26 protein-coding genes and 1 tRNA gene are annotated in these 24,232 nt (G+C 44.0%); 16 read left to right on the top strand and 11 right to left on the bottom strand.

Features of this window, described 5'->3' with window-relative positions; all coding sequences use genetic code 11:
• Nucleotides 1-49: 49 nt before the first annotated feature.
• The 14 genes from J699_RS05310 to J699_RS05375 all read left to right on the top strand — a co-directional run bounded on the left by J699_RS05310 (nt 50) and on the right by J699_RS05375 (nt 12,988).
• Complete coding sequence (locus tag J699_RS05310; protein ID WP_032870212.1) at nt 50-1,321, top strand: glycosyltransferase family 4 protein; 1,272 nt, start codon at nt 50-52, stop codon at nt 1,319-1,321.
• 32 nt (nt 1,322-1,353) lie between these two features.
• Complete coding sequence (locus J699_RS05315) at nt 1,354-1,905, top strand: phosphatase PAP2 family protein (RefSeq protein WP_009513084.1); 552 nt, start codon at nt 1,354-1,356, stop codon at nt 1,903-1,905.
• A 107-nt stretch (nt 1,906-2,012) separates the two neighbouring features.
• Entirely contained in the window at nt 2,013-2,213 is a 201-nt protein-coding gene (gene iscX / locus J699_RS05320; protein ID WP_005226785.1) for a Fe-S cluster assembly protein IscX, read from the top strand.
• Nucleotides 2,214-2,320: 107 nt separating this feature from the next.
• Nucleotides 2,321-2,752, top strand: coding sequence for a nucleoside-diphosphate kinase (ndk, locus tag J699_RS05325; RefSeq protein ID WP_004775629.1), 432 nt, complete (start codon nt 2,321-2,323; stop codon nt 2,750-2,752).
• A 121-nt stretch (nt 2,753-2,873) separates the two neighbouring features.
• Nucleotides 2,874-4,109, top strand: coding sequence for a 23S rRNA (adenine(2503)-C(2))-methyltransferase RlmN (gene rlmN / locus J699_RS05330; RefSeq protein ID WP_009513049.1), 1,236 nt, complete (start codon nt 2,874-2,876; stop codon nt 4,107-4,109).
• Nucleotides 4,110-4,126: 17 nt separating this feature from the next.
• Nucleotides 4,127-4,933, top strand: a complete 807-nt coding sequence (pilW, locus tag J699_RS05335; RefSeq protein ID WP_032870145.1) for a type IV pilus biogenesis/stability protein PilW — start codon at nt 4,127-4,129, stop codon at nt 4,931-4,933.
• Nucleotides 4,924-5,721, top strand: coding sequence for a helix-turn-helix domain-containing protein (locus J699_RS05340; protein WP_009513036.1), 798 nt, complete (start codon nt 4,924-4,926; stop codon nt 5,719-5,721). The genes pilW and J699_RS05340 overlap by 10 nt, the downstream gene beginning before the upstream one ends.
• A 22-nt stretch (nt 5,722-5,743) precedes the next feature.
• Nucleotides 5,744-6,859: a flavodoxin-dependent (E)-4-hydroxy-3-methylbut-2-enyl-diphosphate synthase gene (ispG, locus tag J699_RS05345; protein ID WP_005226789.1), complete on the top strand. Its 1,116-nt coding sequence runs from the start codon at nt 5,744-5,746 to the stop codon at nt 6,857-6,859.
• A complete protein-coding gene (hisS, locus tag J699_RS05350) occupies nt 6,856-8,148 on the top strand; it encodes a histidine--tRNA ligase (protein ID WP_032870143.1) in 1,293 nt (430 codons plus the stop codon). The genes ispG and hisS overlap by 4 nt, the downstream gene beginning before the upstream one ends.
• 29 nt (nt 8,149-8,177) lie before the next feature.
• Nucleotides 8,178-8,876: a YfgM family protein gene (locus J699_RS05355; protein ID WP_005226791.1), complete on the top strand. Its 699-nt coding sequence runs from the start codon at nt 8,178-8,180 to the stop codon at nt 8,874-8,876.
• Nucleotides 8,876-10,018: an outer membrane protein assembly factor BamB gene (gene bamB, locus J699_RS05360; protein WP_032870141.1), complete on the top strand. Its 1,143-nt coding sequence runs from the start codon at nt 8,876-8,878 to the stop codon at nt 10,016-10,018. The genes J699_RS05355 and bamB overlap by 1 nt, the downstream gene beginning before the upstream one ends.
• Nucleotides 10,019-10,194: 176 nt before the next feature.
• Nucleotides 10,195-11,604, top strand: a complete 1,410-nt coding sequence (gene der / locus J699_RS05365) for a ribosome biogenesis GTPase Der (RefSeq protein ID WP_005226795.1) — start codon at nt 10,195-10,197, stop codon at nt 11,602-11,604.
• A gap of 66 nt (nt 11,605-11,670) precedes the next feature.
• Nucleotides 11,671-12,324 (top strand): 4'-phosphopantetheinyl transferase family protein, encoded by a 654-nt coding sequence (locus tag J699_RS05370; RefSeq protein ID WP_032870139.1) that lies wholly within the window; start codon nt 11,671-11,673, stop codon nt 12,322-12,324.
• Nucleotides 12,325-12,346: 22 nt separating this feature from the next.
• Complete coding sequence (locus tag J699_RS05375; protein WP_032870137.1) at nt 12,347-12,988, top strand: hypothetical protein; 642 nt, start codon at nt 12,347-12,349, stop codon at nt 12,986-12,988.
• Between the two features lie 61 nt (nt 12,989-13,049).
• Here J699_RS05375 and secF read toward each other — a convergent pair whose 3' ends face one another.
• From secF to queA, 8 genes are all read right to left on the bottom strand, one after another.
• Nucleotides 13,050-14,018, bottom strand: a complete 969-nt coding sequence (gene secF / locus J699_RS05380; RefSeq protein WP_005226798.1) for a protein translocase subunit SecF — start codon at nt 14,016-14,018, stop codon at nt 13,050-13,052.
• A 10-nt stretch (nt 14,019-14,028) separates the two neighbouring features.
• Entirely contained in the window at nt 14,029-15,930 is a 1,902-nt protein-coding gene (secD, locus tag J699_RS05385; protein ID WP_005226800.1) for a protein translocase subunit SecD, read from the bottom strand.
• 51 nt (nt 15,931-15,981) lie between these two features.
• Entirely contained in the window at nt 15,982-16,311 is a 330-nt protein-coding gene (yajC, locus tag J699_RS05390) for a preprotein translocase subunit YajC (protein ID WP_005226801.1), read from the bottom strand.
• Between the two features lie 109 nt (nt 16,312-16,420).
• On the bottom strand, nt 16,421-17,551 hold the full coding sequence (gene tgt, locus J699_RS05395) for a tRNA guanosine(34) transglycosylase Tgt (protein WP_005289237.1): 1,131 nt from the start codon (nt 17,549-17,551) through the stop codon (nt 16,421-16,423).
• 175 nt (nt 17,552-17,726) lie between these two features.
• Nucleotides 17,727-18,296 carry a LemA family protein gene (locus J699_RS05400; RefSeq protein WP_032870134.1) on the bottom strand — a complete coding sequence of 190 codons (570 nt, stop codon included), beginning with the start codon at nt 18,294-18,296 and terminating at the stop codon, nt 17,727-17,729.
• Nucleotides 18,297-18,326: 30 nt separating this feature from the next.
• Nucleotides 18,327-19,355, bottom strand: coding sequence for a membrane protein (locus tag J699_RS05405; RefSeq protein WP_032870132.1), 1,029 nt, complete (start codon nt 19,353-19,355; stop codon nt 18,327-18,329).
• 104 nt (nt 19,356-19,459) lie between these two features.
• A complete protein-coding gene (locus J699_RS05410; RefSeq protein ID WP_032870130.1) occupies nt 19,460-20,446 on the bottom strand; it encodes a hypothetical protein in 987 nt (328 codons plus the stop codon).
• 61 nt (nt 20,447-20,507) lie between these two features.
• Nucleotides 20,508-21,545, bottom strand: a complete 1,038-nt coding sequence (gene queA / locus J699_RS05415; protein ID WP_032870128.1) for a tRNA preQ1(34) S-adenosylmethionine ribosyltransferase-isomerase QueA — start codon at nt 21,543-21,545, stop codon at nt 20,508-20,510.
• Between the two features lie 180 nt (nt 21,546-21,725).
• Here queA and J699_RS05420 point away from each other — a divergent pair.
• Nucleotides 21,726-21,812 (top strand) — tRNA-Leu (locus J699_RS05420).
• 184 nt (nt 21,813-21,996) lie between these two features.
• A complete protein-coding gene (locus tag J699_RS05425; protein WP_032882921.1) occupies nt 21,997-23,058 on the top strand; it encodes a tyrosine-type recombinase/integrase in 1,062 nt (353 codons plus the stop codon).
• 32 nt (nt 23,059-23,090) lie between these two features.
• On the opposite strand, the gene J699_RS05430 is transcribed toward J699_RS05425, so the two are convergent.
• The 3 genes from J699_RS05430 to J699_RS05440 all read right to left on the bottom strand — a co-directional run bounded on the left by J699_RS05430 (nt 23,091) and on the right by J699_RS05440 (nt 24,221).
• A complete protein-coding gene (locus J699_RS05430) occupies nt 23,091-23,381 on the bottom strand; it encodes a hypothetical protein (protein ID WP_032882907.1) in 291 nt (96 codons plus the stop codon).
• A gap of 11 nt (nt 23,382-23,392) precedes the next feature.
• Nucleotides 23,393-23,587, bottom strand: coding sequence for a hypothetical protein (locus J699_RS05435; RefSeq protein ID WP_032882906.1), 195 nt, complete (start codon nt 23,585-23,587; stop codon nt 23,393-23,395).
• Between the two features lie 382 nt (nt 23,588-23,969).
• A complete protein-coding gene (locus J699_RS05440) occupies nt 23,970-24,221 on the bottom strand; it encodes a hypothetical protein (protein ID WP_032882903.1) in 252 nt (83 codons plus the stop codon).
• Nucleotides 24,222-24,232: the final 11 nt, after the last annotated feature.

Genomic DNA, 24,232 nt, shown 5'->3' with positions numbered 1-24,232 from the left:
ATGCTTATAAGCTAAAAGCATGAAAATAACGACACAAATGGATGGCGATATGCAGAGTACATACGCGACATCTCTATTCAAGCAAGAGTTTCCTGAAAATTTTAAATTTTACTTTAAAAGGAAACAACTCAAAAATAAACAAGATGAATTGTCTGAACTGCATGATTTGGTTCGTCCTCGTCTCCGTATCGCGATTGTGACTGAAACCTGGCCCCCAGAAATTAATGGTGTGGCTTTATCCATGATGCAGTTATGTCAGGGTTTACAGCGACTTGGACATAAAATCTTACTGGTACGTCCCACACAAAAAACAGTATGTACCGAATTCCATCCCGATCAGGAATGTCTGGTGATGTCTCAGCCGATTCCCAAATATCCGAGTGTGCAATTCGGATGGCCACAATATCTCAAGGTGTCCAAAGCCTTTGAGAAATTTATGCCGGATGTGGTGCATATCGTCACAGAAGGGCCCTTGGGACTAACCGCTTTGCAGGCCGCAAAATCGCGAAAGGTTGCAGTGTCGAGTGGCTTCCATTCAGCCTTTCATGACTTTAGCCGTTTCTTTGATCTGGCTTTTCTGGTCAAGCCGATTCAACGTTATCTGACCTGGTTTCATAACAGTACTGATGTTACCTGCGTACCCAGTCAATACACCGAACAGGCTTTACGCGGTTTTGGCGTAACCTGTCCTTTGGTGGTGGTGGGACGTGGTGTGGATACGGAAAAGTTTTCACCGAAACATCGTTCAGAACAGCTTCGCCAACAATGGGGCGCTGATGCAGATACTCGTGTCATGCTATATGTCGGGCGTTTGTCACCTGAAAAAGAAGTCGATGTGCTGATCAAGAGTTTCCATGCCTTACAGGCACAACAAGGCAAAAACACTAAATTCGTGATTGTGGGCGAAGGGCCAGACCAGACACGCCTGAGCAAAATGGCGCAATCCAGTGATGTGATCTTTATGGGGAGCCTGAGCGGGAAAGCGCTTTCGGCGGCTTATGCCAGTGCCGATGTGTTTACCTTTGCCAGTCAGGCAGATACCTTCGGAAATGTGGTGTTGGAAGCCATTGCCAGTGGTTTAGCAGTGGTGGCCTATGACTATGTCTGTGCCCATCAACATGTTCGGCATGGGGTCACCGGCTGGTTGAGCCAGCTTGGAGAGACCACAGATTTTATTCAATCCATTTGTCATTTACCTGCGCTACCGCAATTGAGACAAATGGGTTTACTGGCCAGCGAAAGCGTACAACACAGCAGCTGGCAGTTTCCGGTACAACAATTAGAACATGCATTTTATCAGGTCGTGAGGAGTCTCCCATGACGCCGACCTAAATCCTGAAGAGGAGAAAAAGTATGAAATTTCAAAATGCAAAAATAAAAATGCTGGATCTCGATTTAAAAGGGTGTGTCTATCTCAACCATCTTTCACAGTCGCAACGTATCGCTTTATTTTTTAAAACGATCAGCCGATTGGGTGATGGGCCATTTTGGTATGTCATGTTGCTGTCAGTTTGGGCGATGCATGGCTTGGCATACGGGGTGCAGATCTTGTATCTGATCGGGGCGGGTTCTGTAGGCACCTTGATTTATAAATTTTTAAAACATAAAACTACCCGTCCAAGACCTTATCAGGTGCATCAGGTCATTGTCTTGGGGGAGCGACCGCTCGATCATTTCAGTTTTCCCTCAGGCCATACCTTACATGCGGTCATGGTCACCATCACTTTGGGTTATATCCAGCCCCTGTTATTGATCCTGATGCTACCGTTTACGATCTTGGTCGCATTGTCACGAATGATTCTGGGACTACACTATCCAAGCGATGTCATTGTCGGTGCAATGATTGGTGCATCGGTGGCAAGTGCGATCATTTTGCTGGCACCGAGCTTTAATCTGGTTCTGTAACGCATTTTACAAGTGTTTTCGCGACAATTTAGCACTTCAACACTATCTCTTAAATCCGGTGTTTTGTTAAAGTAGGCTCAATTACATACATTTATTCAGGTTGTTATATGGGCTTACGCTGGACAGATACGATTGATATTGCAATTGAACTTACCGAAGCACATCCAGATGTCGATCCGCAATGGGTGCGATTTACCGATTTGCATGCCTGGGTGTGTGCTTTACCAGACTTTAGTGATGATCCGAATAAATCAACCGAAGGTTTGCTTGAAGCCATTCAAATGGCCTGGCTGGATGAAGTTCGTTAAAAATTCGTCAGAAATCGCTGAACTTTTGCATATTCAAGCTGATTATTAACGATGACATCGGTATAATGCGGCAAATTTTTTAGTTTAGACCATAATAGGAGTCAATCATGGCGATTGAACGTACTTTATCTATCGTAAAACCAGATGCAGTTTCTAAAAACCACATCGGCGACATCTTTGCTCGTTTCGAAAAATCAGGTTTGAAGATCGTTGCTACTAAAATGAAACACCTTTCTCAAGCTGATGCTGAAGGTTTCTATGCTGAGCACAAAGAACGTGGTTTCTTTGCTGACCTCGTTGCATTCATGACTTCTGGTCCAGTGGTTGTTTCAGTTCTTGAAGGCGAAAACGCAGTTCTTGCTCACCGTGATATCTTGGGTGCAACGAACCCGAAAGAAGCGGCTCCAGGCACAATCCGCGCTGACTTCGCTGTAAGCATCGACGAAAACGCTGCTCACGGTTCTGACTCAGTTGCTTCTGCTGAGCGCGAAATCGCTTACTTCTTTGCTGATAACGAGATTTGCCCACGCACTCGTTAATCCAAAGTATTCGAGCCAGATAAGTGGTATACTACTTATCTGGTTTTTTATTTCTTATTGATTGTATTGTGCAAATAATGCACAGTATTTTTTAGCGCTGATATTGTTTAGGTAAATATACATGAGTTCTGCAGTGGTCGTTTCATCAGAAAATTTAGATGAAAAACAACAGTCTGTTACTACGCCTGTCGTTCAAGCTGCCGAGCATAAAGTCAATTTACTTGGCATGTCTCGAGCTGAACTGGAAAAATTCTTTGAAGATCTGGGCGAAAAAAAGTTTCGCGCCGGTCAGGTCATGAAATGGATTCATCAATATTTTGTGACAGATTTTGCCGAGATGACCAATATATCGGGCAAATTACGTGAAAAATTAGAAAAAATCTGTGAAATTAAAGCACCTGAAGTGGTGCATCGTAACTATTCCAAAGATGGCACCCGTAAGTGGGTATTCCGTGTCGGTGATGGTGAGGGCTCGCTGGTTGAAACGGTCCTGATTCCGGCTGATGATAAAACTGGCGCGCGTAAAACCCTGTGTATTTCTTCACAAGTGGGCTGTGCACTGGATTGCTCATTCTGTTCTACCGGTAAGCAAGGTTTTCAGCGTGATTTAACCCCTGCAGAAATTATTGGTCAGCTGTGGATGGCGAACTATTCTTACATGGAAGAAGTGCCGGTTGCAGAGCGTGAACGTACTGTCACCAATGTCGTGATGATGGGAATGGGCGAACCCTTACTCAATTACGATGCTGTGCTCAGTTCGATGCAGTTGATGCTGGATGACTTTGCTTATGGCATGTCAAAACGCCGTGTCACCTTATCAACATCGGGTGTGGTGCCAAAGATCGATCAACTTGCGCAGGACATTGATGTTGCCTTGGCAATTTCATTACACGCACCGAATGACGAATTGCGTAATGAACTGGTACCGATCAATAAAAAATATCCGTTACAGCAACTGATTGCGGCTTGCCAACGTTATTTGGGCAAAGATGGCAATGAAAGCTCTCGTCGCCATGTCACCATTGAATATGTGATGCTGGAAGGGGTCAATGACCAGCCTGAGCATGCACAGCAATTGTTAAAGTTGCTGAAAAACTTACCAAGTAAAATCAACCTGATTCCATTTAATCCGTTCCCGCATGCGCCGTACGGCCGTTCGAGCCGTAACCGCATTATTGCCTTCCAAAAAACTTTGTCGGATGCCGGTTTTGTGTGTACGATTCGTCAGACACGTGGCGATGATATCGATGCGGCATGTGGACAATTGGTAGGACAGGTGGCTGACCGAACCCGTCGTGCTGAACAGTGGAAAAAGAAAGTGGCGCAACGGCAAGAAATATTGCGCACACAAGGATAAAACTTGGGGAAAAAGCGTTGAATACAACTCGATCAAAAACGATTATAGTGACAGCTGTTGTGTTTACTTTACTTGGCTTAACAGCTTGCCAGACGCCATCTACAACATTAAAAAAAGATCCGGAAAAAGCGGTGCAGGTGCGTACGCAACTTGCGGCAGAATATATTCGTACACGTGATCTGGATTCAGCCAAGCGTTCGCTTGATCAGGCATTAAAACTGAATTCCCGGGATGCCAATGCCAACATGATGATGGGCATCCTGCTGCAACAGGAAGGCAGCGCAGCCAATATGGAAAAAGCGGAGTCTTATTTCAAGCGTGCTATTTCCTCCGAACCAGATAATGCTCAGGCGCGTAATAATTACGGTACATATTTGTACCAGCAGCAACGCTATAATGAAGCCATTGAGCAATTTACCCGTGCGGGCGCAACTCTGGGTTATGATCAGCGTTTTCAGTCGCTGGAAAACCTAGGGCGAATCTATTTAAAACTCGGCGATGTGACGAATGCTGAAAAAGCATTCAAACAGGCGCTACAAGCGAATCGAAACGCAACAATTTCAATGTTAGAGTTGGCGGAAATTTTCTATTTGCAACAAAATAATAGAGATGCATCGCAACTATACGAACAATATGTTCGTAATGTAGGTCAGAAAAACCAGGGTGCCCGTGCGCTTTGGATTGGTTTACGCATTGCTCGGGCAAATGCGGATCAGTTAGGAATGCAAGTGTTAGTCAATCAGTTACGCGCTTTATTTCCTGATAGTCCAGAATATCAACGTTATTTGCAATTACAGTACAGTACTGAGGCCGTATGGAAATAAATCCAAATTCACATCAGCCAACTGGCTCAACCTCGCCATCGTCTGCGTTAGGAAATATTCAACGACCTGGTGAGTATTTGCGTCAAATTCGTATTGCACAAAAGAAAGAAATTGAAGAGATTGCAAACGTATTGAACATGCCGGTCAAAACCTTGACGGCATTAGAGCAAGATGACTACAAGTCATTGCCAGAAGCGACCTTTATCAAAGGCTATTATCGTGCTTATGCCAAGCATTTAAATGCCGATGCCAGCGCGATTATTCAGCGTTTTGATGAAATCTATGTTAATGATACCGGTCTTAAAGCCAGCCATGCCCTGAATAACTCTCCGATTAAGATCATGGGGAAATTGTCAGGTTCGAAAAGCGTCCGTAACCGCAAATGGTTAAAACGCATTGCGATTGTGGCAGCGGTGGCAGTATTGGCATGGTTAGCGGTCGTGGCTGTACAGAATTGGACATCAAGCCATAAGGATGATGCGGATGTACCAAAGATCAAAAACTCTGAAGTTGAAATTCTGCCGATGGGTGGAAATACAACGGCAGCAACATCTGGTGACCAATTAGTCCTGAACTTTAGCCGACCAACCTCTGTGCATATTGTGGATGCAACAGGTAAAGTATTGGCAACAGGTCGTCAGGCATCGACCTTGAATCTGAGTGGTCAGTCGCCATTCCAGATTCGTTTGGACGATGCGACCGCTGTATCCCTGGTTTTGAATCAGGAACAGATTTCATTGTCTCCTTATACCGTCAATGGAAAAGCAGAATTCCGTTTGTCTCGTTAACGACAAAGAGTAGAGCTATACGATGATTGTGAACCCCATTAAACGCCGCCCGACACGTAAAATCCGTGTCGGTTCGGTGTATGTCGGTGGTGATGCCCCGATTAGTGTTCAAAGTATGACGAATACTGAAACCTGTGATGTCGATGCGACTGTCGCGCAAATCCAGCGCTGTGCAGATGCCGGTGCAGATATCATGCGTGTTTCTGTTCCTTCGATGGAAGCAGCAGAGGCATTTGGTGCTATTCGTAAACGTGTGACCGTGCCTCTGGTGGCGGATATTCATTTTGATCATCGTATTGCGTTGGCTGTGGCGGATTATGGTGCAGACTGTTTGCGCATTAACCCGGGTAATATCGGTTCAGATCAGAAAGTACGTGAGGTGGTTGCTGCGGCAAAACATCATGGTATTTCGATCCGTATCGGTGTGAATGCGGGTTCACTGGAAAAAGACTTACAGGCGAAATATGGCGAGCCAACCGGGCAGGCCTTGCTTGAGTCGGCAATGCGTCATATCGATATTCTGGACCGTCTGGACTTCCATGAGTTCAAAGTCAGCGTTAAAGCCTCGAATGTGTTCCTGACCATGGATGCGTATCGCTTATTGTCGCAACAGATTGATAATCCGTTGCACCTCGGTGTCACAGAGGCAGGAATCTATCGTACCGGTACGGTGAAATCAGCCATCGCGCTTGGCGGTTTATTGATGGAAGGCATTGGCGATACCATGCGTATCTCGCTTGCTGCCGAGCCGGAAGACGAGATTAAAATCGGTTTTGATATTTTAAAATCGCTGGGCCTGCGCTCAAACGGCATTAACTTTATTGCTTGTCCAAGCTGCTCACGTCAGGAATTCAATGTGATTCAGGTGATGCAGGCACTGGAAGAGCGTCTAGAAGATATCCGTACGCCGATGGACTTGTCTGTGATCGGGTGTAAGGTGAATGGTCCGGGTGAAGCCAAAGAAGCGGATATCGGGATTGTCGGGGCATCTCCGCGTTCACTGGTGTACCGTAATGGCGAAAAGAGCCATTTAATCGACACAAATCAGTTGGTTGATGAAATTGAAACAATGGTTCGTCAACGTGTTCAAGAGCTTGAAGAAGCAAAATCTAAAGAAATTATTCGTAGTTCATCATGAGTTCAATCGTCGCTATCAAAGGTTTTAATGACATCCTTCCAACGCAAACTGCGGCTTGGAGAAGTCTGGAACAACAACTTGCATCTTTAATGGATGCTTATGGTTATCAACAGATCCGTTTACCGATCGTTGAGCAAACCGGTTTATTCAAACGTGCTATTGGCGATGCGACCGATATCGTTGAAAAAGAAATGTATACCTTTTTTGACAAGGGGAATCCGCCTGAATCATTGACGCTACGTCCAGAAGGGACTGCGGGTTGTGTACGTGCCTTGCTTGAACATAACCTGTTGCGCGGTGCGACGCCACGTGTGTGGTATATGGGACCGATGTTCCGTTATGAAAAACCGCAAAAGGGCCGTTACCGCCAGTTCCATCAGTTTGGTGTAGAAACCTTTGGTGTGGCAACACCCGATATCGATGCCGAGTTGATTTTACTGACAGCACGTTTGTGGAAGCGTATGGGCGTTGCGGACAAGGTTCAACTTGAGTTGAATACACTCGGGGAAACCGACGAACGTGCAGAATACCGTGCCGCATTGGTTGAGTTTTTAAATCAGCACAAAGATGCTCTGGATGAAGATTCGCAACGTCGTTTAAGCACCAATCCATTGCGTATTCTGGACTCTAAAATTGAGTCGACCCAAAAGATTCTGGAAAATGCACCCAAGTTGCATGATTTCCTCAAAGAAGATTCAATCAATCACTTCCAGCAATTACAGCAATACCTCACTGATGCGGGTATTGAGTTTGTGATTAACCAGAAGTTAGTCCGTGGTTTGGATTACTACAACAAAACCGTATTTGAATGGACCACCACCATGTTGGGTTCACAAGGCACAGTGTGTGCAGGTGGTCGCTATGACGGTCTGGTCGGGCAGTTAAAAGGTAAGGCAGATCAGTCTGTGCCTGCGGTTGGCTTTGCGATGGGGATGGAGCGTTTGCTCCTGTTGCTCGAGCAAGTCGAACAAGCCAAAACAGTACGTGATTGCGAAATCTTCTTGTTGGCAGAACCTGCTTATCAAGCCAAAGCTTTGGTCTTGGCGGAACAGATTCGTGATCAGCTGGAAGCAGCCCATAGCCCGATTCGTTTAAAAACAGGTTCACAAGGCAGCATGAAAAGCCAAATGAAAAAGGCCGATCAGTCGGGTGCAATTTTTGCGATGATCTTGGGTGAGCGCGAGTGGGAATCACAGCAGCTTCTCATTAAAGAATTGGCGACAGCAGAGCAGTCTCAAGTTGCTTTGACTGAACTGACGCCGTTTTTGATTGAAAAATTTAAACAATAAGTTGAAGAATTTAGGAAAAGGACAATCACATGAGTTTAAGTGATGATGAACAGCTCGACAGTTTAAAGTCGTTTGCCAAAAAATATGGTTCTGCAATCATTAGCGGAATTCTCATTGCCTTGATTGCCTTTTTCGGATGGGAATACTGGCAAAAGAAAAATCTTGCCGAAGCCCAGAACCAGACGGCGAAGGTGCAGAAGTTGATGGATGAGGCCAAAGCTGCCACAGGTCAGCCCAATGCCTTTGCAAGCTTGTCTGAGGCTGCAGATAAGATTGTGAAAGAAGATGCCGATTCTGCTCAGGCAATTCAGACACAATTTGTTATGGCGAAGCTTGCGTATGACAAGCAGGACTATGCTGCTGCTGAAAAAGCCTTGAAGAAAGTTGAAAACTCAAAAGTAAAAGACGAGGGTTTGCTACAGGTTGTAAAAATACGTTTGGCTGATGCGCAATTGGCACAAAACAAATTTGACGAAGCCTTAAAAACCTTGTCTGCTGTGACAGAGCCTGCGTTCAAGGCTACTGCTGATGAGCTTCGCGGTGATATTTTTGTTGCGAAGAAAGACAACGCCTCTGCGCGTAAAGCGTATCAAAGTGCATGGGATAACCTGCTCGAGCGCAAACAGGAGCGTCAGCTTTTACAAATTAAACTCGAAAGTGTTGGCGTTTTAGTAGATGATCCTGAGTTTGAGCGCCCGATCTTAGATACCAAAGTGGATGAGTCTTAATGCAGAATAAACTAAAACTTCCTTTGGCAATTGCAATTGCTTCAGCTTTACTTGTTGGATGTTCGAGCAATAAAGTAAAAGAGGCAAAACCAAATCCATTGCCAAAAATCACGCAAGAACAAAGTTTAAACCTTGTTTTTTCACAAAGTGTTTCGTCTACCAATGCGGCTGAGGCTTTGCGCTTACAGTTGGATACAGACAATGGTGTGATTTTTGCGATTGACCCTGATGGTCAGGTGTCTGCTTACAAAGGCAAAGAACGCCTTTGGAAAAGCAAGATTACCAAACAGGAACTGACTGCCGGTGTAGAAGCCGGTGAAGGGATTGTGGTCATTGGCAATCGTAAAGGACAGTTATTTGGTTTAGATCAGGCTACAGGTGAGCAAAAGTGGACGGCAAAACTGTCAGGTGCCATTCTGTCGCCATCCTTGATCCAGTCGGGTCGTGTAATTACCATTGCCAATGATGGCACTGTGTTTGCGCATGATGCAGTAACAGGCCAGCAAGTCTGGGCCTATAAACTGCCAAATGTACAGTTCAGTTTACGTGGTCAGCCAGCCCCAGTGCGCTTGGATGAGCGTACCGTGTTGATTGGTTCTGCCAATGCTTATGTATATGCACTAGATATTATCAGTGGTGTGCCTCGCTTCCAGCGCCGTGTGGCGATTAGCGATGGCCGTTCAGACATCCAGCGTTTGATTGATGTGGTTGGTGACCCGGTTGTTGCAGGTCAATTCCTTGTCACCACAAGCTTCCAGGGTCAGGTTACTGTAATCGATCTTGCTTCACAACGTGTGGTATGGAGTGAAGATGCCAGCAGTACCAACACTGCCGAGGTTGCCGAAGATAAAGTATTCGTGACCACAACCGATGGCAAGTTAAATGCTTATAACTTGGCGACTGGCGAGTTGGTTTGGCAGAATGAAGAACTGTTAAACCGTCAGCTGAGTAATCCTGTGATGTTAGGACAAAACCTGGTGGTGGGTGATCTGGATGGGGTACTTCATCTGATTAATCCGGCTTCAGGCAAGTTGATCGGTCGTGCCAAAACCAGTGGTGAAGTGCGTTCATTGCGTGTGATTGACAACCAGCTTTATGTTGCAACACGAAAAGGTGCATTAACCATTTGGCAGAATCGTTAATTTTGCCTTAGCTTGTGCTAAAATGCTCAATTAGCTATTGCTAATAAAAGAATGATCGGGGTATTTGTTTAAACAAAACCCCGAATTTTTATTGTGATTACTTGATCACCAAAATCTTCCATACTGTTTCTGATACGATGTCATCAACGATGGCTCGTCTGAATTAAGGTTAATTTATGAAACCCGTTATTGCGCTCATTGGTCGTCCAAACGTCGGAAAATCAACGCTATTTAACCAAATCACCAAAAGTCGTGATGCTTTGGTTGCTGACTTCGCTGGTTTAACTCGTGACCGCAAATATGGCGATGCGGTTTATCAAAATAAATCATTCATTGTCGTAGATACGGGCGGTATTGGTGAGAATGAAGGTGGCATTGACTCTTACATGGCTGAGCAGTCAAAAACAGCTATCCATGAAGCAGATATTATTGTATTTGTGGTGGATGCACGTGCTGGCTTATTGGCTTCAGATGAGCAGATTGCCCGTGAGCTACGTACATTAGGCAAAAAAGTCCATCTGGTGGCCAACAAGGTCGATGGTGTCCATGCAGAAGCTGCATTAGTTGAATTCTACAAGCTCGGTATGGGCGAACCGATGCAGGTTGCGGCCAGCCATGGTCGTGGTGTACAGCAAATGCTTGAAGAAGTGTTGGCTGAAGTCCCTGAAGATGAAAATCCGGACGAGCACAACAAAAATACTGGTTTGCGTTTAGCGATTATCGGTCGTCCAAACGTGGGTAAATCGACGTTGGTGAACCGTTTACTCGGGGAAGAGCGTGTGGTTGCGTTTGACCAACCAGGTACAACTCGTGACTCGATCTATATCCCTTATGAGCGTGATGGTCGTCAATATACCTTGATCGACACTGCCGGTGTACGCCGTAAAGGTAAAGTCGATGAGATGATTGAGAAATTCTCAATCGTTAAAACCCTGCAAGCGATGAAAGACGCGCATGTTGTGGTTGTAGTGGTCGATGCACGTGAAGGGATTGTGGAACAAGACTTACATTTGATTGGTTATGCACTTGAAGCAGGCCGTGCCATGGTCATTGCGATCAACAAATGGGACAACATGACCGAGTATGATCGTAAGCAATGTAAACTTGATGTGGAACGTCGTTTTGACTTTATTCCATGGGCAAAAATCCATTTGATTTCAGCGCTACATGGTACAGGCGTGGGTGAGCTTTATCCTTCGATCCATCGTGCTTACGAATCAGCAAACCTAAAAGTTTCACCGGCGAAACTGACCCAGATTCTAAGTGATGCTACTGAGGCACATCAGCCGCCAATGATCAGTGGTCGTCGTATTAAAATGCGTTATGCGCATATGGGCGGACAAAATCCACCCACCATCGTCATTCATGGTAACAAGGTAGATAAGACTCCAGCGGATTATCGTCGTTATCTCGAAAACGTATTCCGTAAAGTCTATAAGCTTGAAGGTACGCCAGTTCGTATTGACTTTAAAACCTCAGAGAACCCATTTGAAGGACGTAAATCCCAAGTGGACGAACGCGTTGCAGCACGTAAGCGTCGTTATGTTCAGAAGTTCAAGAAAGCAGAAAAGAAATTCAAGCGTTAAGCTGTATTCGATGCTTAAAAGCCCAAACTTTGCTTTGGGCTTTTTTATACACGGGAGATGTTGCTCATGACGACAGGTATTATATACATCCATGTTCAGGCATTGGCGCAGCTGCTGCAAAAAGATAAAACAGATTTTGCTGATTTTAGAGGCTTTAATCATTATCAAAAACAGCAGATTCAGGCGCGACGTAATCAGCTTCTGGCTCATCAACTACATTGCACTATAGATGATTTGGTGTTTTCCAAACATGAGCATGGTAAACCTTTTTTAAGCTCTCATGCCTTACATTTTAATCATTCGCATAGTCAGCAATATTATGCACTGGCAATGAGCGAACGTGTTCAAGATATCGGCATTGATGTTGAAGCGCTGGACCGAAAAGTCCGTTTTGATGGCTTGGCCCAGCATGCTTTTCATCTGGAGGAATACCAGACTTGGCAGCAGCAGGATCAAGACACAGAATATTGGTTTAGGGTCTGGACCACCAAAGAAGCGATTTTAAAAGCCTCAGGTCTTGGTATTCGTTTAGACCTAAATAGTTTGAATACGCAGGTTCATCCTACAAATCAGGGTGGCATGTGTTCGCATCCATTGATTGGCACTTTTGCCTATCAGAACTTTATCCTGAACCAGAAAATCGTAGTCACTATTGCATGGCGGGCAGAGCGGTCCTGCCGAGGTTTTCAGTTTCCACAGATCCAGATTGTTCAGTATTAGGTGTTTTTTATAGGTTACTTTAATGGATGTCATAGTTAATCAAATATTTAAACCCAACTCGCTGATTTATAAATCATGGATCAATATTCTAATTTTTTCTTTATTATATTTAGTATTTTATAAAATCAATCAGATTGCCTATTTCCTTGTATTGATTTGTATCTTTGCATTACCTATTACTTTGTTAACTGCGACTACTTTGAGCCCAAAAATATATTTCAGAGTATTAGCGTTAAATGCATTTTTTATTTTTTTAATTAATATAGTTGCTGTAGGTTATAGTTTAAATAAATTATTTTATTGTCTTGTTCTTTACTTTTTTATAGATATTTTAATTTTTTTTAATCATTTGAATAATTTGGTTTTAAATCCTAATTTTAAAAATATGATTCCGCCAAAGTTAAATAATCGGGATCAATTTTCTCTTGACTTTGAGATGATGTTTGGACGAGTGTGGCAAGCCAAGGGAACTAGAAAAGCTTTATGTATCATGCTCATTATGAGTACATGCTTTACGATACTCATTAGCTATTTAAATGACCCAAATGCTATTGATAAGATCAGTTGGTTTTATGCGATATCAGGAGCATTTTTTTCTTTTTTTATTTGGGAATACACGATAAAGAGATTTCTATTTTTTGCTAAGTTATTTCAGAGCGGATAATGCAAAAAATAAAATGCCAGCATATTGCTGGCATTTTATTTGAATCAAAGAGGAGAGGGATTTAAGGAATCTCTTCTTCTTCAAATTCAGGTTTAACTTGAACAATAAAGTCCTGACGGTTCAGACCACGCCATAAAGCGAATGCTGTACCGATATAGATCGATGAGTAAGTTCCCACGAATACACCGACAAACATGGCAACAGAGAACCAGTGTAAACCATCACCACCCAGGAACATCATGGCAAGAACCACAAGTAATAAGGTCATCGAGGTGTGGATGGTACGACGTAAGGTTTCTGTCAGTGCAATATCAACGATTTCACGTGGTGTGGCACCGCGAATCTTGCGGAAGTTCTCACGGATACGATCCGAGACAACGATGTTATCGTTGAGTGAGAAACCGATCACCGCAAGGACTGCAGCCAATACGGTTAAGTCGAAAGGCCACTGGAACAATGCGAATGCACCGATAATCAGTACGATGTCATGGAATAATGACATGACCGCGCCCATCGCGAGTTTAAACTCGAAGCGAATGGTGACGTAGATCAGCATCAAGATCAAGGCCAGTGCAACAGCACCTGCAGAACGCACGTAAAGCTCATTTCCGACAGCACCACCTACCGCATCCACTTTATGTACTTCAACGGTATTATTCGGTAATTGAACCGCTTTGGTGATGCTATTGCTGAGGTCTTCGACATTCAGGTCTTCTTGTACAGGCATACGCACGATCAGGTCGGTATTACTGCCCAAGGTTTGTACCACGGCATCTTTAAAGCCAGCACGGTCAAGTGCCTGAACCACTTGCGTAGGCTGTACACCTTGCTTGTAGTTCAATTCGGCAGAAATCCCCCCGGTAAAATCCAGTCCGAGATTCAAGCCTTTGGTCACGATAAAGAAGATACTCGCAATCGTCAGCAGGATCGACAAGATTGCCGCCGGTTTGGCAATCTTCATGAACGGGATAATTTTCAGGTTATCCGGGCGACCGTATTGTTTTGAGTCTGGTTGAGTCAGATCAGTCATATGAATCTCCTTAAATACTCAACTTTTTCAAATTACGGCGTTTGCCATAAATGAGCTGGACGATGGCACGAGTAACGGTAATGGCCGTAAACATTGAACAAATAATACCAATCATCAATGTTACCGCGAAGCCTTTAATCGGACCTGTTCCAATCGCGAACAAGATAAACGCAACCAGTAAGGTGGTTAAGTTCGAGTCAAGAATGGTGTTATAGGCTCGATCATACCCTGCCACAATCGCCTGTTTGGGCGAGGCCCCCCAGAGCATTTCTTCCCGTATTCGTTCACAGATCAGGACGTTGGAATCGACCGCCATACCAATGGTAATCACGATACCGGCAATACCTGGCAGGGTGAGGGAAGCACCAATCCATGACATCACGGTCAAAATCATGGCCAAGTTAAAGACCAGGGCAAAGTTTGCGATCAGACCGAATAAACGGAAGAACACGACCATCCAGATGGCAACCAGCAAGAAGCCGATCTGAGTTGAGAGTACACCCTTATCAATGTTTTCCTGACCGAGGCTAGGACCAACCACACGTTCTTCAACGAAGTACATCGGCGCAGCAAGTGCACCTGCACGCAGCATCAAGGCAAGCTCGGCTGCTTCTTGTGGTGAATCCAGACCGGTAATCCGGAATTGTGAACCCAGCACAGCCTGAATGGTTGCCGCATTGATCACCACAGATTCGGTATATGGGGTACGAACTTCAGTCTGAACGCCTGTATTCGGATCTGCGACATAAGAGATCTTCTGTTTATTTTCGATAAACAGAACTGCCATCCGTTTGCCAACTGCACCACGCGTTGCATCTGACATGAGCTTACCGCCGGCAGAGTCCAAAGTAATGTTAACTTCAGCACCACCAGAATCCTGGCTAAAGCCAGAGCTTGCATTCTGAACACGCTCACCGGTCAAGATACGGTTACGTTGCAACAGCAACTGACGACCGCTATCCAGTGATTGGTAAGCGAATACCTCAGTGCCAGGAGGAAGCGGCTGACCGTTATATTTACCGGTATACGGATCGATATATTGATCATTGCTATCTGCAACCAGACGGAATTCCAGGTTGGCTGTACGACCCAAGACACGTTTTGCCTCAGCCGTATCCTGTACACCCGGTAATTCGACTACAATACGGTTGCTGCCTTGTGTTTGTACCAAAGCTTCTGCCACACCCAGTTCGTTGATACGGTTACGTAGGGTGGTTAAGTTTTGGTTCACTGCATAAGACTGAATTTCCTGACGACGGGCATCGGTATAATTCAGTCTTAAAGTCGCACCAGATGAGGTCGCAACTGCCTGTTGAGTAAACTCGTTACCATTACGACGCAAGAAATCAGTCGCTGCATCGCGGTCTGCATTGTTTGCAAATTGCACTGTAATGGTGTTGTTATTTAACGCCAGGTTATTGAATTTGATTTTGTTATCACGGAATTGACGACGCAAATCAGTCGCAGATGTTTCCATACGCTGACTAATCGCTTTATCCATGTCGACTTCGAGCAAGAAGTGTACACCGCCACGTAAGTCCAGACCGAGTTTCATCGGTTTAGCCCCAATCTTTTGCAACCACTCCGGTGTAGTTGGCGCAAGGTTGAGTGCAACGACATAGTCATCACCAAGATCACGACGAAGCACTTCTTTGGCTTTTAACTGTGCCTCAGAAGAGCTTAAACGTAATAATGCCGCATTGTTGGTGAAGCTATTGTCGTGACTGCTAATATCGGCAGTTTTTAAAATCTGCTCAGCTTTTTGCACGATGGTCTGATCAATCTTGGTGCCGGCTTTTGCGCCAGAAATCTGGACGGCAGGCTCATCTGGATACAGACTTGGAAGTGCATATAACGTACTGATCACAAGGACAACCAGGATCAGTAAATATTTCCATGCAGGGTAACGCATTCGCTTTCTTCTTAAATGAAAAAGTCGTGCTGAGGCACGACTATTTTATGATTAAAGGTTATTTAATGTGCCTTCAGGTAATACTGAAATGACACTCGCACGCTGGATTTTTACCTCAACACCACGAGTGAGTTCAACGACTGCAAAGTCACCTTCGAGTTTGATAATTTTCCCCATTAAACCACCAGCAAACACGATCTCGCTGCCGACACCCAGACTTTCGATCAAAGAACGGTGTTCTTTGGCACGTTTTGCCTGAGGTCTCCAGATCAAGAAATAGAAGATTGCGATAAATACCGCGATCATCAACAAGTTAGCCATAAGACTTGGACCTTGTGTTGCACCCGGTGCAGCATGAGCAGTAGAGATGAAAAGACTCATTTCGTTTTCCTAAAATTAAAAAGCCAAAAAATTAACAATAAATTCCAATTCGTTTTGCAATGTACCTTGTCTTGCGATCAGGCGCAAATCTTGATGCATTTACCTGACATTAGTCTTCTGGGCAAGGCGGAACATCTAATCCACGACGTGCATAAAAGTCCTGAACGTATTCATCAAATGTGCCGTTATCCAGCGCATCACGCATACCTTGGGTCAGGCGTTGGTAGTAACGCAAGTTATGGATGGTGCCGAGCATTGAAGCCAACATCTCACCGCACTTCTCTAAATGATATAAATAGGCACGGGTAAAGTTTTTACAAGTGTAGCAATCGCAATGTGGGTCTAATGGCCCTTTGTCATGACGATATTTGCTGTTACGGATTCTGACCAGACCATCGGTCACAAAATAATGACCATTACGAGCATTACGGGTTGGCATCACGCAGTCAAACATATCGACACCACGGCGCACCGCTTCCACGATATCTTCCGGTTTACCCACACCCATCAGGTAACGTGGTTTGTCCTGTGGCATTTTATTCGGTAAATAATCAAGCACCTTGATCATTTCTTCTTTCGGTTCACCGACCGACAAGCCACCAATTGCATAACCGTCAAAACCGACTTCTAACAAGCCTTTTAGTGACTCATCACGCAGGTCTTCATACATGCCCCCCTGAATGATGCCGAATAAAGCATTTTTATTCTTGAGCTCATCATGGTGGTGGGTTTTACAACGTTTTGCCCAGCGTAAAGAAAGCTGCAATGATTTTTGCGCTTCTTCATGGGTCGCAGGGTAAGGGGTACACTCATCAAAAATCATCACGATGTCTGAGTTGAGTACCTGTTGAATTTCCATCGAAATTTCAGGAGACAGGAACACTTTTGAACCATCGATCGGCGAACGGAAGGTGACGCCTTCTTCCTTGATCTTACGCATTGCACCCAGACTAAAGACCTGGAAACCGCCCGAATCCGTCAAAATTGGTTTATCCCATTTGATAAACTCATGCAGACCGCCGTGCTCTTTAATCACTTCCAGACCAGGACGTAAGTAAAGATGGAAGGTATTACCCAGAATAATTTGTGCCTGAATGTCTTCAATATCGCGCGGCAACATGCCTTTGACCGTGCCGTAAGTACCGACCGGCATAAATACAGGTGTTTCAACCACACCATGTTCTAAGGTGAGTCGACCACGACGGGCGCGCCCCGACTGGCCTAATTTTTCAAATTTCATACACTATCCATCAAGGCGAAAAAACAGTTCGCTGATCAAAAGCGGCTATTTTCCTTGATTATGGCGTCCAGTTCTACTACTAAATGTAGCCATAGCCAAAAAATAATAATCTCTCCTAACCCCTCTTTGAAAAGAGGGGGATAAAGGAATATTTTTTATGGGAAATTCAAATGCACTAAAAATTCGGTTTATAGTCAAAATTGTCAGTGGCCAGATTATCCTTAAACGGACGAATGCTTTTCTTGGATAAGGTCAGGGTATTGATCAGGTTATTGGGAAATACTTCGATCTGGTTATTAAACAATTCCACGTTACGATTAAAAATGGTAATCGCAGCACCGACATTCTCGTTTTGTTCCTGAATATCATCCATCATCTTGCTATACAGCGCATCTGCTTTCAGTTCAGGATAATTCTCAACCACCACATTCAAGCTACGGATCAGCTCTTTGCTCATTTTCTCAATCTGTTGTAACTGTGAAATATCCGTGTCATTGACATTCAGATTGAGGATCTGCTGACGCAATTCAGTGACTTTTTCCAAAGTGGATTTCTCGAACTGGGTATATTGATCCAGCGTGGCTTCCAAGGCTTCTAGTGTTTTTACTTTTTGACGTTCAAAATTGGCCACTTCTGACCATGCCCGTTTGGTGGCATTAAAATAGCGTACGATGTTGTTGCGGATCGACACGCCCCAGACAATCAGCACCACAAAAATCCCCAAGAAAATGAGTAAACCTGTCATCGCTTGCCCCTTATTGTTATTGCGAGATGATTAGCTAATTAAATTCAGCATGAGTTGTTGAAACTTCTGATACTGCGGCATGGTCATGGTCCGCAAGTGTCCGCGTAATGCCGGAATATCATGTATTTCACTGCGTTTACTGGCGGTCTGGAAAAGATTTTGTTCGCCTACATAACACAGGATTTGCTCTTGATGATGATAAATTAAATCACCGTTAAAATGTTGAAAAAAATCATGTAATTTTAAAGTTAAACTCGGACTGACCTGCTTGGCCAACTGATGTTGATCCAGACCAAAAATATTCAGTTCCTGATTAATCAGGATATCGCTGCTTTGCCAAGCACTGCTATAGGGCTCAAAAAAACGGGAACGCTGATCACTGACTGCAATCCCCAAAGCAGGCATTTGAAAAATAAAGGCGCCCCATAAATCTTTATGGATCTCTTTGACGATTTTCTTATCGTTACCCTGATCTTGCAGGATTGGCATTTCATTGACGTAATGATATTGAAAAAGCAACACCTGATGCGTGGTTGTGCCATCGTTCCATGTCGTGGATGCATAGTGCGTGATTTCGTTGGATTCGCTGCCACGATTAAATAAGGGGAAATGTTGTTTTAATTTACTCATCACCAGTAGCGGTTGTGCCTGAATCGGTAAATAAGCAGGCAATTGCTGAAACTGTAGGCCATAACGTAATACCGTGATGCGTTGTTCAAGATAATTGATTACACGGTTGAGAGGTTCTCGCGGTTCATACAGGAGATACGCCAGAAAACCAGTCAGAAATGCCCCGAGCAGGCTCCAGATATATTGAATATGCGGATGCAGAAAATAGCCAAACACCAGCGTGCCGATGCTGATGATAGCCAGTAAGTACGGAAGGGCATTAAAAAAACACAGATTATGATCTTCACGCCACGGATGCAGCGCATCTAACAAGTCCTGATCGCTATGTGATTTTTGTCCAGCCTCCCACAAACGGGCGATATTACGAAATACCTGCGCATTTTTTTTACGCCGGATATGGAGGGCTTGTTGTACGGTATCGATCGGCATGGCGTTTTTATGTCATTATAATTGCTGGGTATAAACTGAATTATGCGTTAAATTTCAGAAACTAAGAAGTACCTTGCGGGTTATTTTAACCGTTATAAATGCAATTAGAGGGTCTTGAGCAGACTATAGAAAGCATCTTGTAAACGTTGAAGTTTTGGCATTTGCAACTGTTCCAGCTTTTCAGCCAGTTCATTGATGCTCATGGCCTGAAACAAATAATTATTTTCGGCCAAAGGCGACTCATTAAATAACCAGCACATCAGGCCAGTGTGCGGATCGACATAAAAATCGCCATGAAAAGCCTGCATCATCTGCTCAAGTGCCAGTAAGCGTTCTGGTGTTAAGAATTTCACAAACTCAAATTCACTGATACCGCTTTGCTGATATTTCTGGTTAAAACGGATATCACTGGACTGCCATTCAATGCCAAGATGACAACGGCTTTTATGTGCGGCTGAAATACTCACGCCTTTATAGGGAAAATTCTCCATCAGCACACCCCACAAATCACAATGAGTCGTTTCCCAAACCTCTCTTCCCTGATCATCGGTTGTTTTGGTTAAATAAGTGTAATGATATTTAATCACTGAATAATCATAGGTTTTCTGTTTAATGAGCATTTGCCCAGTAAGCAAGGTTGTAACGGTATTGTCTTTATCACCGAGTTGAAATAAGGGATGATCCTGTAATACATGGGTTAATGGTGTATTTTCATGATCAAACCGAACCTGATAGGTCTGTTCCAGCAGGTAAAGCCTGAGTTCCTGTTTTAAGTTTTCCAGTTCAATGGTCGGAATGCGATAACGCAGGCCAAGAGCAAACAGAACCACAGAAACAATCAGGTAGTAGCCTGAGAATAAAAGGCCAGCCAATAAAAAAATCAGGCTCAGTGTGGTCAGCGCCCAGTTCAGGTAATTCTTGATATACAGATTTTGCTCGCCTTGCCAGTGTTTTAAGCGATGAATAAGCGTGCCGGGTGAGGGGTGTTCCTCAAGCAACTGGCGAATGGCCTTAATATTTTCTAAGGTCACCTGGTTATGCATAAATTGATTTTGAAAGATTTTTTGAATTTTTTGAGAAATAAATGGCATGGTTTTTTTAAATCATTATTCTGAAAAATAGGCTAAACCTGAATTTAGCCTATTGATTGTTTTAAGCGTCGAGTTGATCAATCAGCATCGCATCGCCATAACTAAAGAAACGATAACGTTGTTGCACCGCATGTTTATAAGCGGCCAAGATATTGTCACGATTCGACAAGGCTGAAACCAGCATCAATAAAGTCGATTCAGGTAAATGGAAGTTGGTAATCAAACGATCCACGATACAGAACTGATAACCCGGATAGATAAAGATCTGGGTATCACCGGTCCACGCTGCAATTTGGCCTTGGTTGGCCTGTGCTGCACTTTCCAGCGCACGGGTCGCCGTAGTGCCTACCGCAATCACCTTATTACCGCGTGCCTTGGTTGCCAGAATCAGGTCAATGGTGGCTTGCGGCACATCACACCATTCACTATGCATGATGTGATTGGTAATGTCTGTAGTACGCACAGGCATAAACGTTCCTGCACCGACATGCAAGGTCACAAAGGTTTTTTGTACACCTTTAGCAGCCAACTTTTCTAACAGGTCTTGATCGAAATGCAGACTGGCTGTGGGCGCAGCGACACTGGCAATTTTTTCAGGATCATGGAACACAGTTTGATAACGTTCAGTATCAATCTCTTCGGCTTCACGATTGAAATAAGGCGGAATCGGGAGCTGGCCATATTGATCCAGTACCGACAAGATCGGTTGTGAAAACTTCACCACAAACAGGTTTTCATGGCGGCCTTGTACGGTGACAGGAACCGCATCTTCACCGATATACAGTTCTGCGCCTGCTTTAGGTGAGTTACTTGATTTGATATGGCAATGCGCAGTGTGGGTATCCAGCATGCGCTCGACCAGTACTTCGATTGCGCCCCCTGTAGCACGTTTGCCTTTTAAGCGTGCTTTCATGACTTTGGTGTCATTCAGTACCAGTAAATCACCGTCTTCGAGCAGGTCGAGAATATCGGTAAAGGCATGGTCGTGATATTGACCTTGCGCATCGATACGCAGCAGGCGAGATGCGCTACGACTGTCTAAGGGATAGCGAGCAATAAGTTCATCGGGGAGATCAAACGAAAAGTCGGAGAGTTGCATACATCTAAAACATTGCAAAAATTGGGCGTAGTATAGTCTTTTTTGCGTTTTCTCGCTGAGTTCGCGTGTTTATTGAGAGAAAAATATCTGAGTGATTTAAAAGTGAGCAATAAGCGTAAGTTAGTGTTTGACAATAAAATCAAACAGGTTATTATACGCAACACAAAGCATCGCACTCTTCCCGAGGTGGTGAAATTGGTAGACGCGGCGGACTCAAAATCCGCTGTCAGAGATGACGTGTCGGTTCGAGTCCGACCCTCGGGACCAAGCGAAAGCTTACACAGATTATTCAAAGCCCCAAGCCTTATATATCAAAGGTTTGGGGCTTTGTCGTTTCTGGCGTTTGTGTTTTTTTACGGTATTTACGGGGTTTTTCAGGTATATATTTCCACACATTTTCCACACTTTTTTTTGTGGTTTATTTTTGGAAATTAGGAACTTGGTGCATAAAATGAGTTTGTCTGTTTATCAGCAGGCGAATGGCTCATGGCGAGCTGATTTGCGTGTATTAGATGTGCGTTGCAGTAAAGTTAAGAAATCTAAGCTTGATGTAATGAAGTGGGCAGCACAACGTGAGCGAGATATTTTGCTCAATCACTCCACTGAAGAAGCTTTAAAGAAAAAAATTGTTTTAACCGTTCATGAAGCTTTATCCAGGTACTCGGCTGAAGTGTCACAATTTAAAAAGACTGCAAAAAAAGAACAGCAACGGATTAAATATTTTCAGGAGTATTTACCTAAGGTCGACTGGCCACTGGTCAAATATGAATCTGAGTATCTGGCCAACTATCGTGATCAATGTATGAATCGCTCTATCAATCCATTGAAAGCGAGCTCAGTACGTCGGGATTTCTCTACGTTGTCGTCTTTTTTCTCCTGGTGTGTCGAAAAGAAATGGATTAAGCATAATCCTGTTGCTGACGTGAAGCTGCCCGCAAAGCCAAAGAACAGGGAACGTCGTGTAGAACTCGAAGAAGTTGAGAAAATATTAGCTGCATTAAAATATGTGCCTGGTACGGTACCGGAAACAAAAATGCAGGAAGTGGCGTTAATCTGGCTTATTGCTATGGCCACTGGAATGCGATCGGGGGAAATCGTTAACCGGCTGCCGCACGAAGTGCAATTGGCAAAAAATCAGGTTGTATTGCCTGATACAAAAAATGGAACGTCTCGAATTGTTCCGCTGGATAATTTTGCTGTCCATCTTTGGTCATTAGCGCTTCGGATCGACCGCAAGGCATGTCCTAAAGTATTTACTGTTTCTGATTCATCACGTGATACTTTGTTCCGGAAGGCACGGAAATTAGCCGGTTTAGAAAATGCGGATCTGACTTTCCATGACTCCAGACATGAGGCAGCATCTTTGATGGCCAAGCGAATCAAAAATGCTTTGACGTTGTGCAAGATATTCGGCTGGAAGGACCCAAAATTCGCCTTGGTATATTACAACCCTACGAATAATGAAATTGTGGACGAGTTAAATCAGTCCTGTGAATTTCAAAAGATAGCCTAATAAAAAAAACCACCTTAAGGTGGCTTTTTTATTTATGAGTACTTCACGAAAGCTTTATCGAAGGCCATAGTGTAATCGATCACATCTTTGGCTCTCCAGCGTTGCACTGTGTGACCTTCCTTTGTTGGTAGATCGCGGCTGGGTGGAAAGTGTGGCTGCGTAATAATATGGCGTTTTACATAGTCCGGCGAGTAATCTAAATAATGGCCAATATCTTCTAAATCCCATACTTGGTACTCAATTGGAATGATTGGCTTTGATTCGATTGCCTTCATCATTTTAAGGAATACTTTTTCCAGTAATTTTTCTGCATTCAGTTCCATTGTTCAGATCCTTAAAAGGGTAACTCATCCATATCATTGTCTTGTTCTAACTGAGCACGAAATTCAAGTTCAGCCAGTACAGCATCACGGATACGCTGTCCTTGTTCTGTTATATCTAAATGTAGTAGATCCTCAGTGGCCAAGCTTTTAACACTTCGACCTTTAAACTTCCCAAAAGTGATGATATCGAAATTACATGCATCCATTTTATGACCCCATAACTTGTGTTAGAAAATAAACAGCCCCCATAAATGAGGAACTGCTCAGGATAATTGTGGCGTTTGTCATGCTGACCTTTTCAGATTGCTTGTGTTGCATAAGCATTTACCTACCCTTAAATAATCAGCAATCCTTGGAGCATTTGCAGGGGTCAAGTCGTATCGATACAAGTCAAAAGTTCGTACCCGGGTTTTAACTGTGATTCGGTCCTGATCGATCGCAACGATCTCTCCAGTGTAATGTTTATGGTCCACAATAATTTTATGGCCATATCCGTTTTTACGTTCTTGAATAGAAAAATTTACCTGGTGGCCGATTGCTAATGCGTCATAGTCTGGAAGAATAAGGCCCCCACATTGGCAGTTATATTTATGCATCTTTCTTGCCCTCATTTTCTAAGTTCAATGCCACAAAATCCTTACGTCTGGCTAATTCCTGATTTTCCAGCAATTTGATATTTCCTCGATAAACTTCACAGCCTACAGCTCGGATTGCTTGGTTTTGTGCCTGACGATGGTCGGCTGCTTCAACTCTTCCAGATTTCTTTCCTTGTTCAGTGATTAATGAATAGGCATAGATATAAGTTTTTTGTGTGCTTTCTGCGTTAAAATCATTTTGCATAATTTCGCTCC

This window comes from Acinetobacter sp. 1000160, from assembly GCF_000588715.1.
GTDB lineage: Bacteria > Pseudomonadota > Gammaproteobacteria > Pseudomonadales > Moraxellaceae > Acinetobacter > Acinetobacter courvalinii.
This window is presented reverse-complemented; position numbering and strand designations above follow the sequence as displayed.

What these genes read in the sequence shown, in the direction of transcription:
- J699_RS05310 (WP_032870212.1), top strand. Translation starts at nt 50, where the DNA reads ATGCAGAGTACATACGCGACATCTCTATTCAAGCAAGAGTTTCCTGAA.
- J699_RS05315 (WP_009513084.1), top strand. Translation starts at nt 1,354, where the DNA reads ATGAAATTTCAAAATGCAAAAATAAAAATGCTGGATCTCGATTTAAAA.
- iscX (WP_005226785.1), top strand. Translation starts at nt 2,013, where the DNA reads ATGGGCTTACGCTGGACAGATACGATTGATATTGCAATTGAACTTACC.
- ndk (WP_004775629.1), top strand. Translation starts at nt 2,321, where the DNA reads ATGGCGATTGAACGTACTTTATCTATCGTAAAACCAGATGCAGTTTCT.
- rlmN (WP_009513049.1), top strand. Translation starts at nt 2,874, where the DNA reads ATGAGTTCTGCAGTGGTCGTTTCATCAGAAAATTTAGATGAAAAACAA.
- J699_RS05340 (WP_009513036.1), top strand. Translation starts at nt 4,924, where the DNA reads ATGGAAATAAATCCAAATTCACATCAGCCAACTGGCTCAACCTCGCCA.
- ispG (WP_005226789.1), top strand. Translation starts at nt 5,744, where the DNA reads ATGATTGTGAACCCCATTAAACGCCGCCCGACACGTAAAATCCGTGTC.
- hisS (WP_032870143.1), top strand. Translation starts at nt 6,856, where the DNA reads ATGAGTTCAATCGTCGCTATCAAAGGTTTTAATGACATCCTTCCAACG.
- J699_RS05355 (WP_005226791.1), top strand. Translation starts at nt 8,178, where the DNA reads ATGAGTTTAAGTGATGATGAACAGCTCGACAGTTTAAAGTCGTTTGCC.
- bamB (WP_032870141.1), top strand. Translation starts at nt 8,876, where the DNA reads ATGCAGAATAAACTAAAACTTCCTTTGGCAATTGCAATTGCTTCAGCT.
- der (WP_005226795.1), top strand. Translation starts at nt 10,195, where the DNA reads ATGAAACCCGTTATTGCGCTCATTGGTCGTCCAAACGTCGGAAAATCA.
- J699_RS05370 (WP_032870139.1), top strand. Translation starts at nt 11,671, where the DNA reads ATGACGACAGGTATTATATACATCCATGTTCAGGCATTGGCGCAGCTG.
- J699_RS05375 (WP_032870137.1), top strand. Translation starts at nt 12,347, where the DNA reads ATGGATGTCATAGTTAATCAAATATTTAAACCCAACTCGCTGATTTAT.
- secF (WP_005226798.1), bottom strand. Translation starts at nt 14,018, where the DNA reads ATGACTGATCTGACTCAACCAGACTCAAAACAATACGGTCGCCCGGAT.
- secD (WP_005226800.1), bottom strand. Translation starts at nt 15,930, where the DNA reads ATGCGTTACCCTGCATGGAAATATTTACTGATCCTGGTTGTCCTTGTG.
- yajC (WP_005226801.1), bottom strand. Translation starts at nt 16,311, where the DNA reads ATGAGTCTTTTCATCTCTACTGCTCATGCTGCACCGGGTGCAACACAA.
- tgt (WP_005289237.1), bottom strand. Translation starts at nt 17,551, where the DNA reads ATGAAATTTGAAAAATTAGGCCAGTCGGGGCGCGCCCGTCGTGGTCGA.
- J699_RS05400 (WP_032870134.1), bottom strand. Translation starts at nt 18,296, where the DNA reads ATGACAGGTTTACTCATTTTCTTGGGGATTTTTGTGGTGCTGATTGTC.
- J699_RS05405 (WP_032870132.1), bottom strand. Translation starts at nt 19,355, where the DNA reads ATGCCGATCGATACCGTACAACAAGCCCTCCATATCCGGCGTAAAAAA.
- J699_RS05410 (WP_032870130.1), bottom strand. Translation starts at nt 20,446, where the DNA reads ATGCCATTTATTTCTCAAAAAATTCAAAAAATCTTTCAAAATCAATTT.
- queA (WP_032870128.1), bottom strand. Translation starts at nt 21,545, where the DNA reads ATGCAACTCTCCGACTTTTCGTTTGATCTCCCCGATGAACTTATTGCT.
- J699_RS05425 (WP_032882921.1), top strand. Translation starts at nt 21,997, where the DNA reads ATGAGTTTGTCTGTTTATCAGCAGGCGAATGGCTCATGGCGAGCTGAT.
- J699_RS05430 (WP_032882907.1), bottom strand. Translation starts at nt 23,381, where the DNA reads ATGGAACTGAATGCAGAAAAATTACTGGAAAAAGTATTCCTTAAAATG.
- J699_RS05435 (WP_032882906.1), bottom strand. Translation starts at nt 23,587, where the DNA reads ATGGATGCATGTAATTTCGATATCATCACTTTTGGGAAGTTTAAAGGT.
- J699_RS05440 (WP_032882903.1), bottom strand. Translation starts at nt 24,221, where the DNA reads ATGCAAAATGATTTTAACGCAGAAAGCACACAAAAAACTTATATCTAT.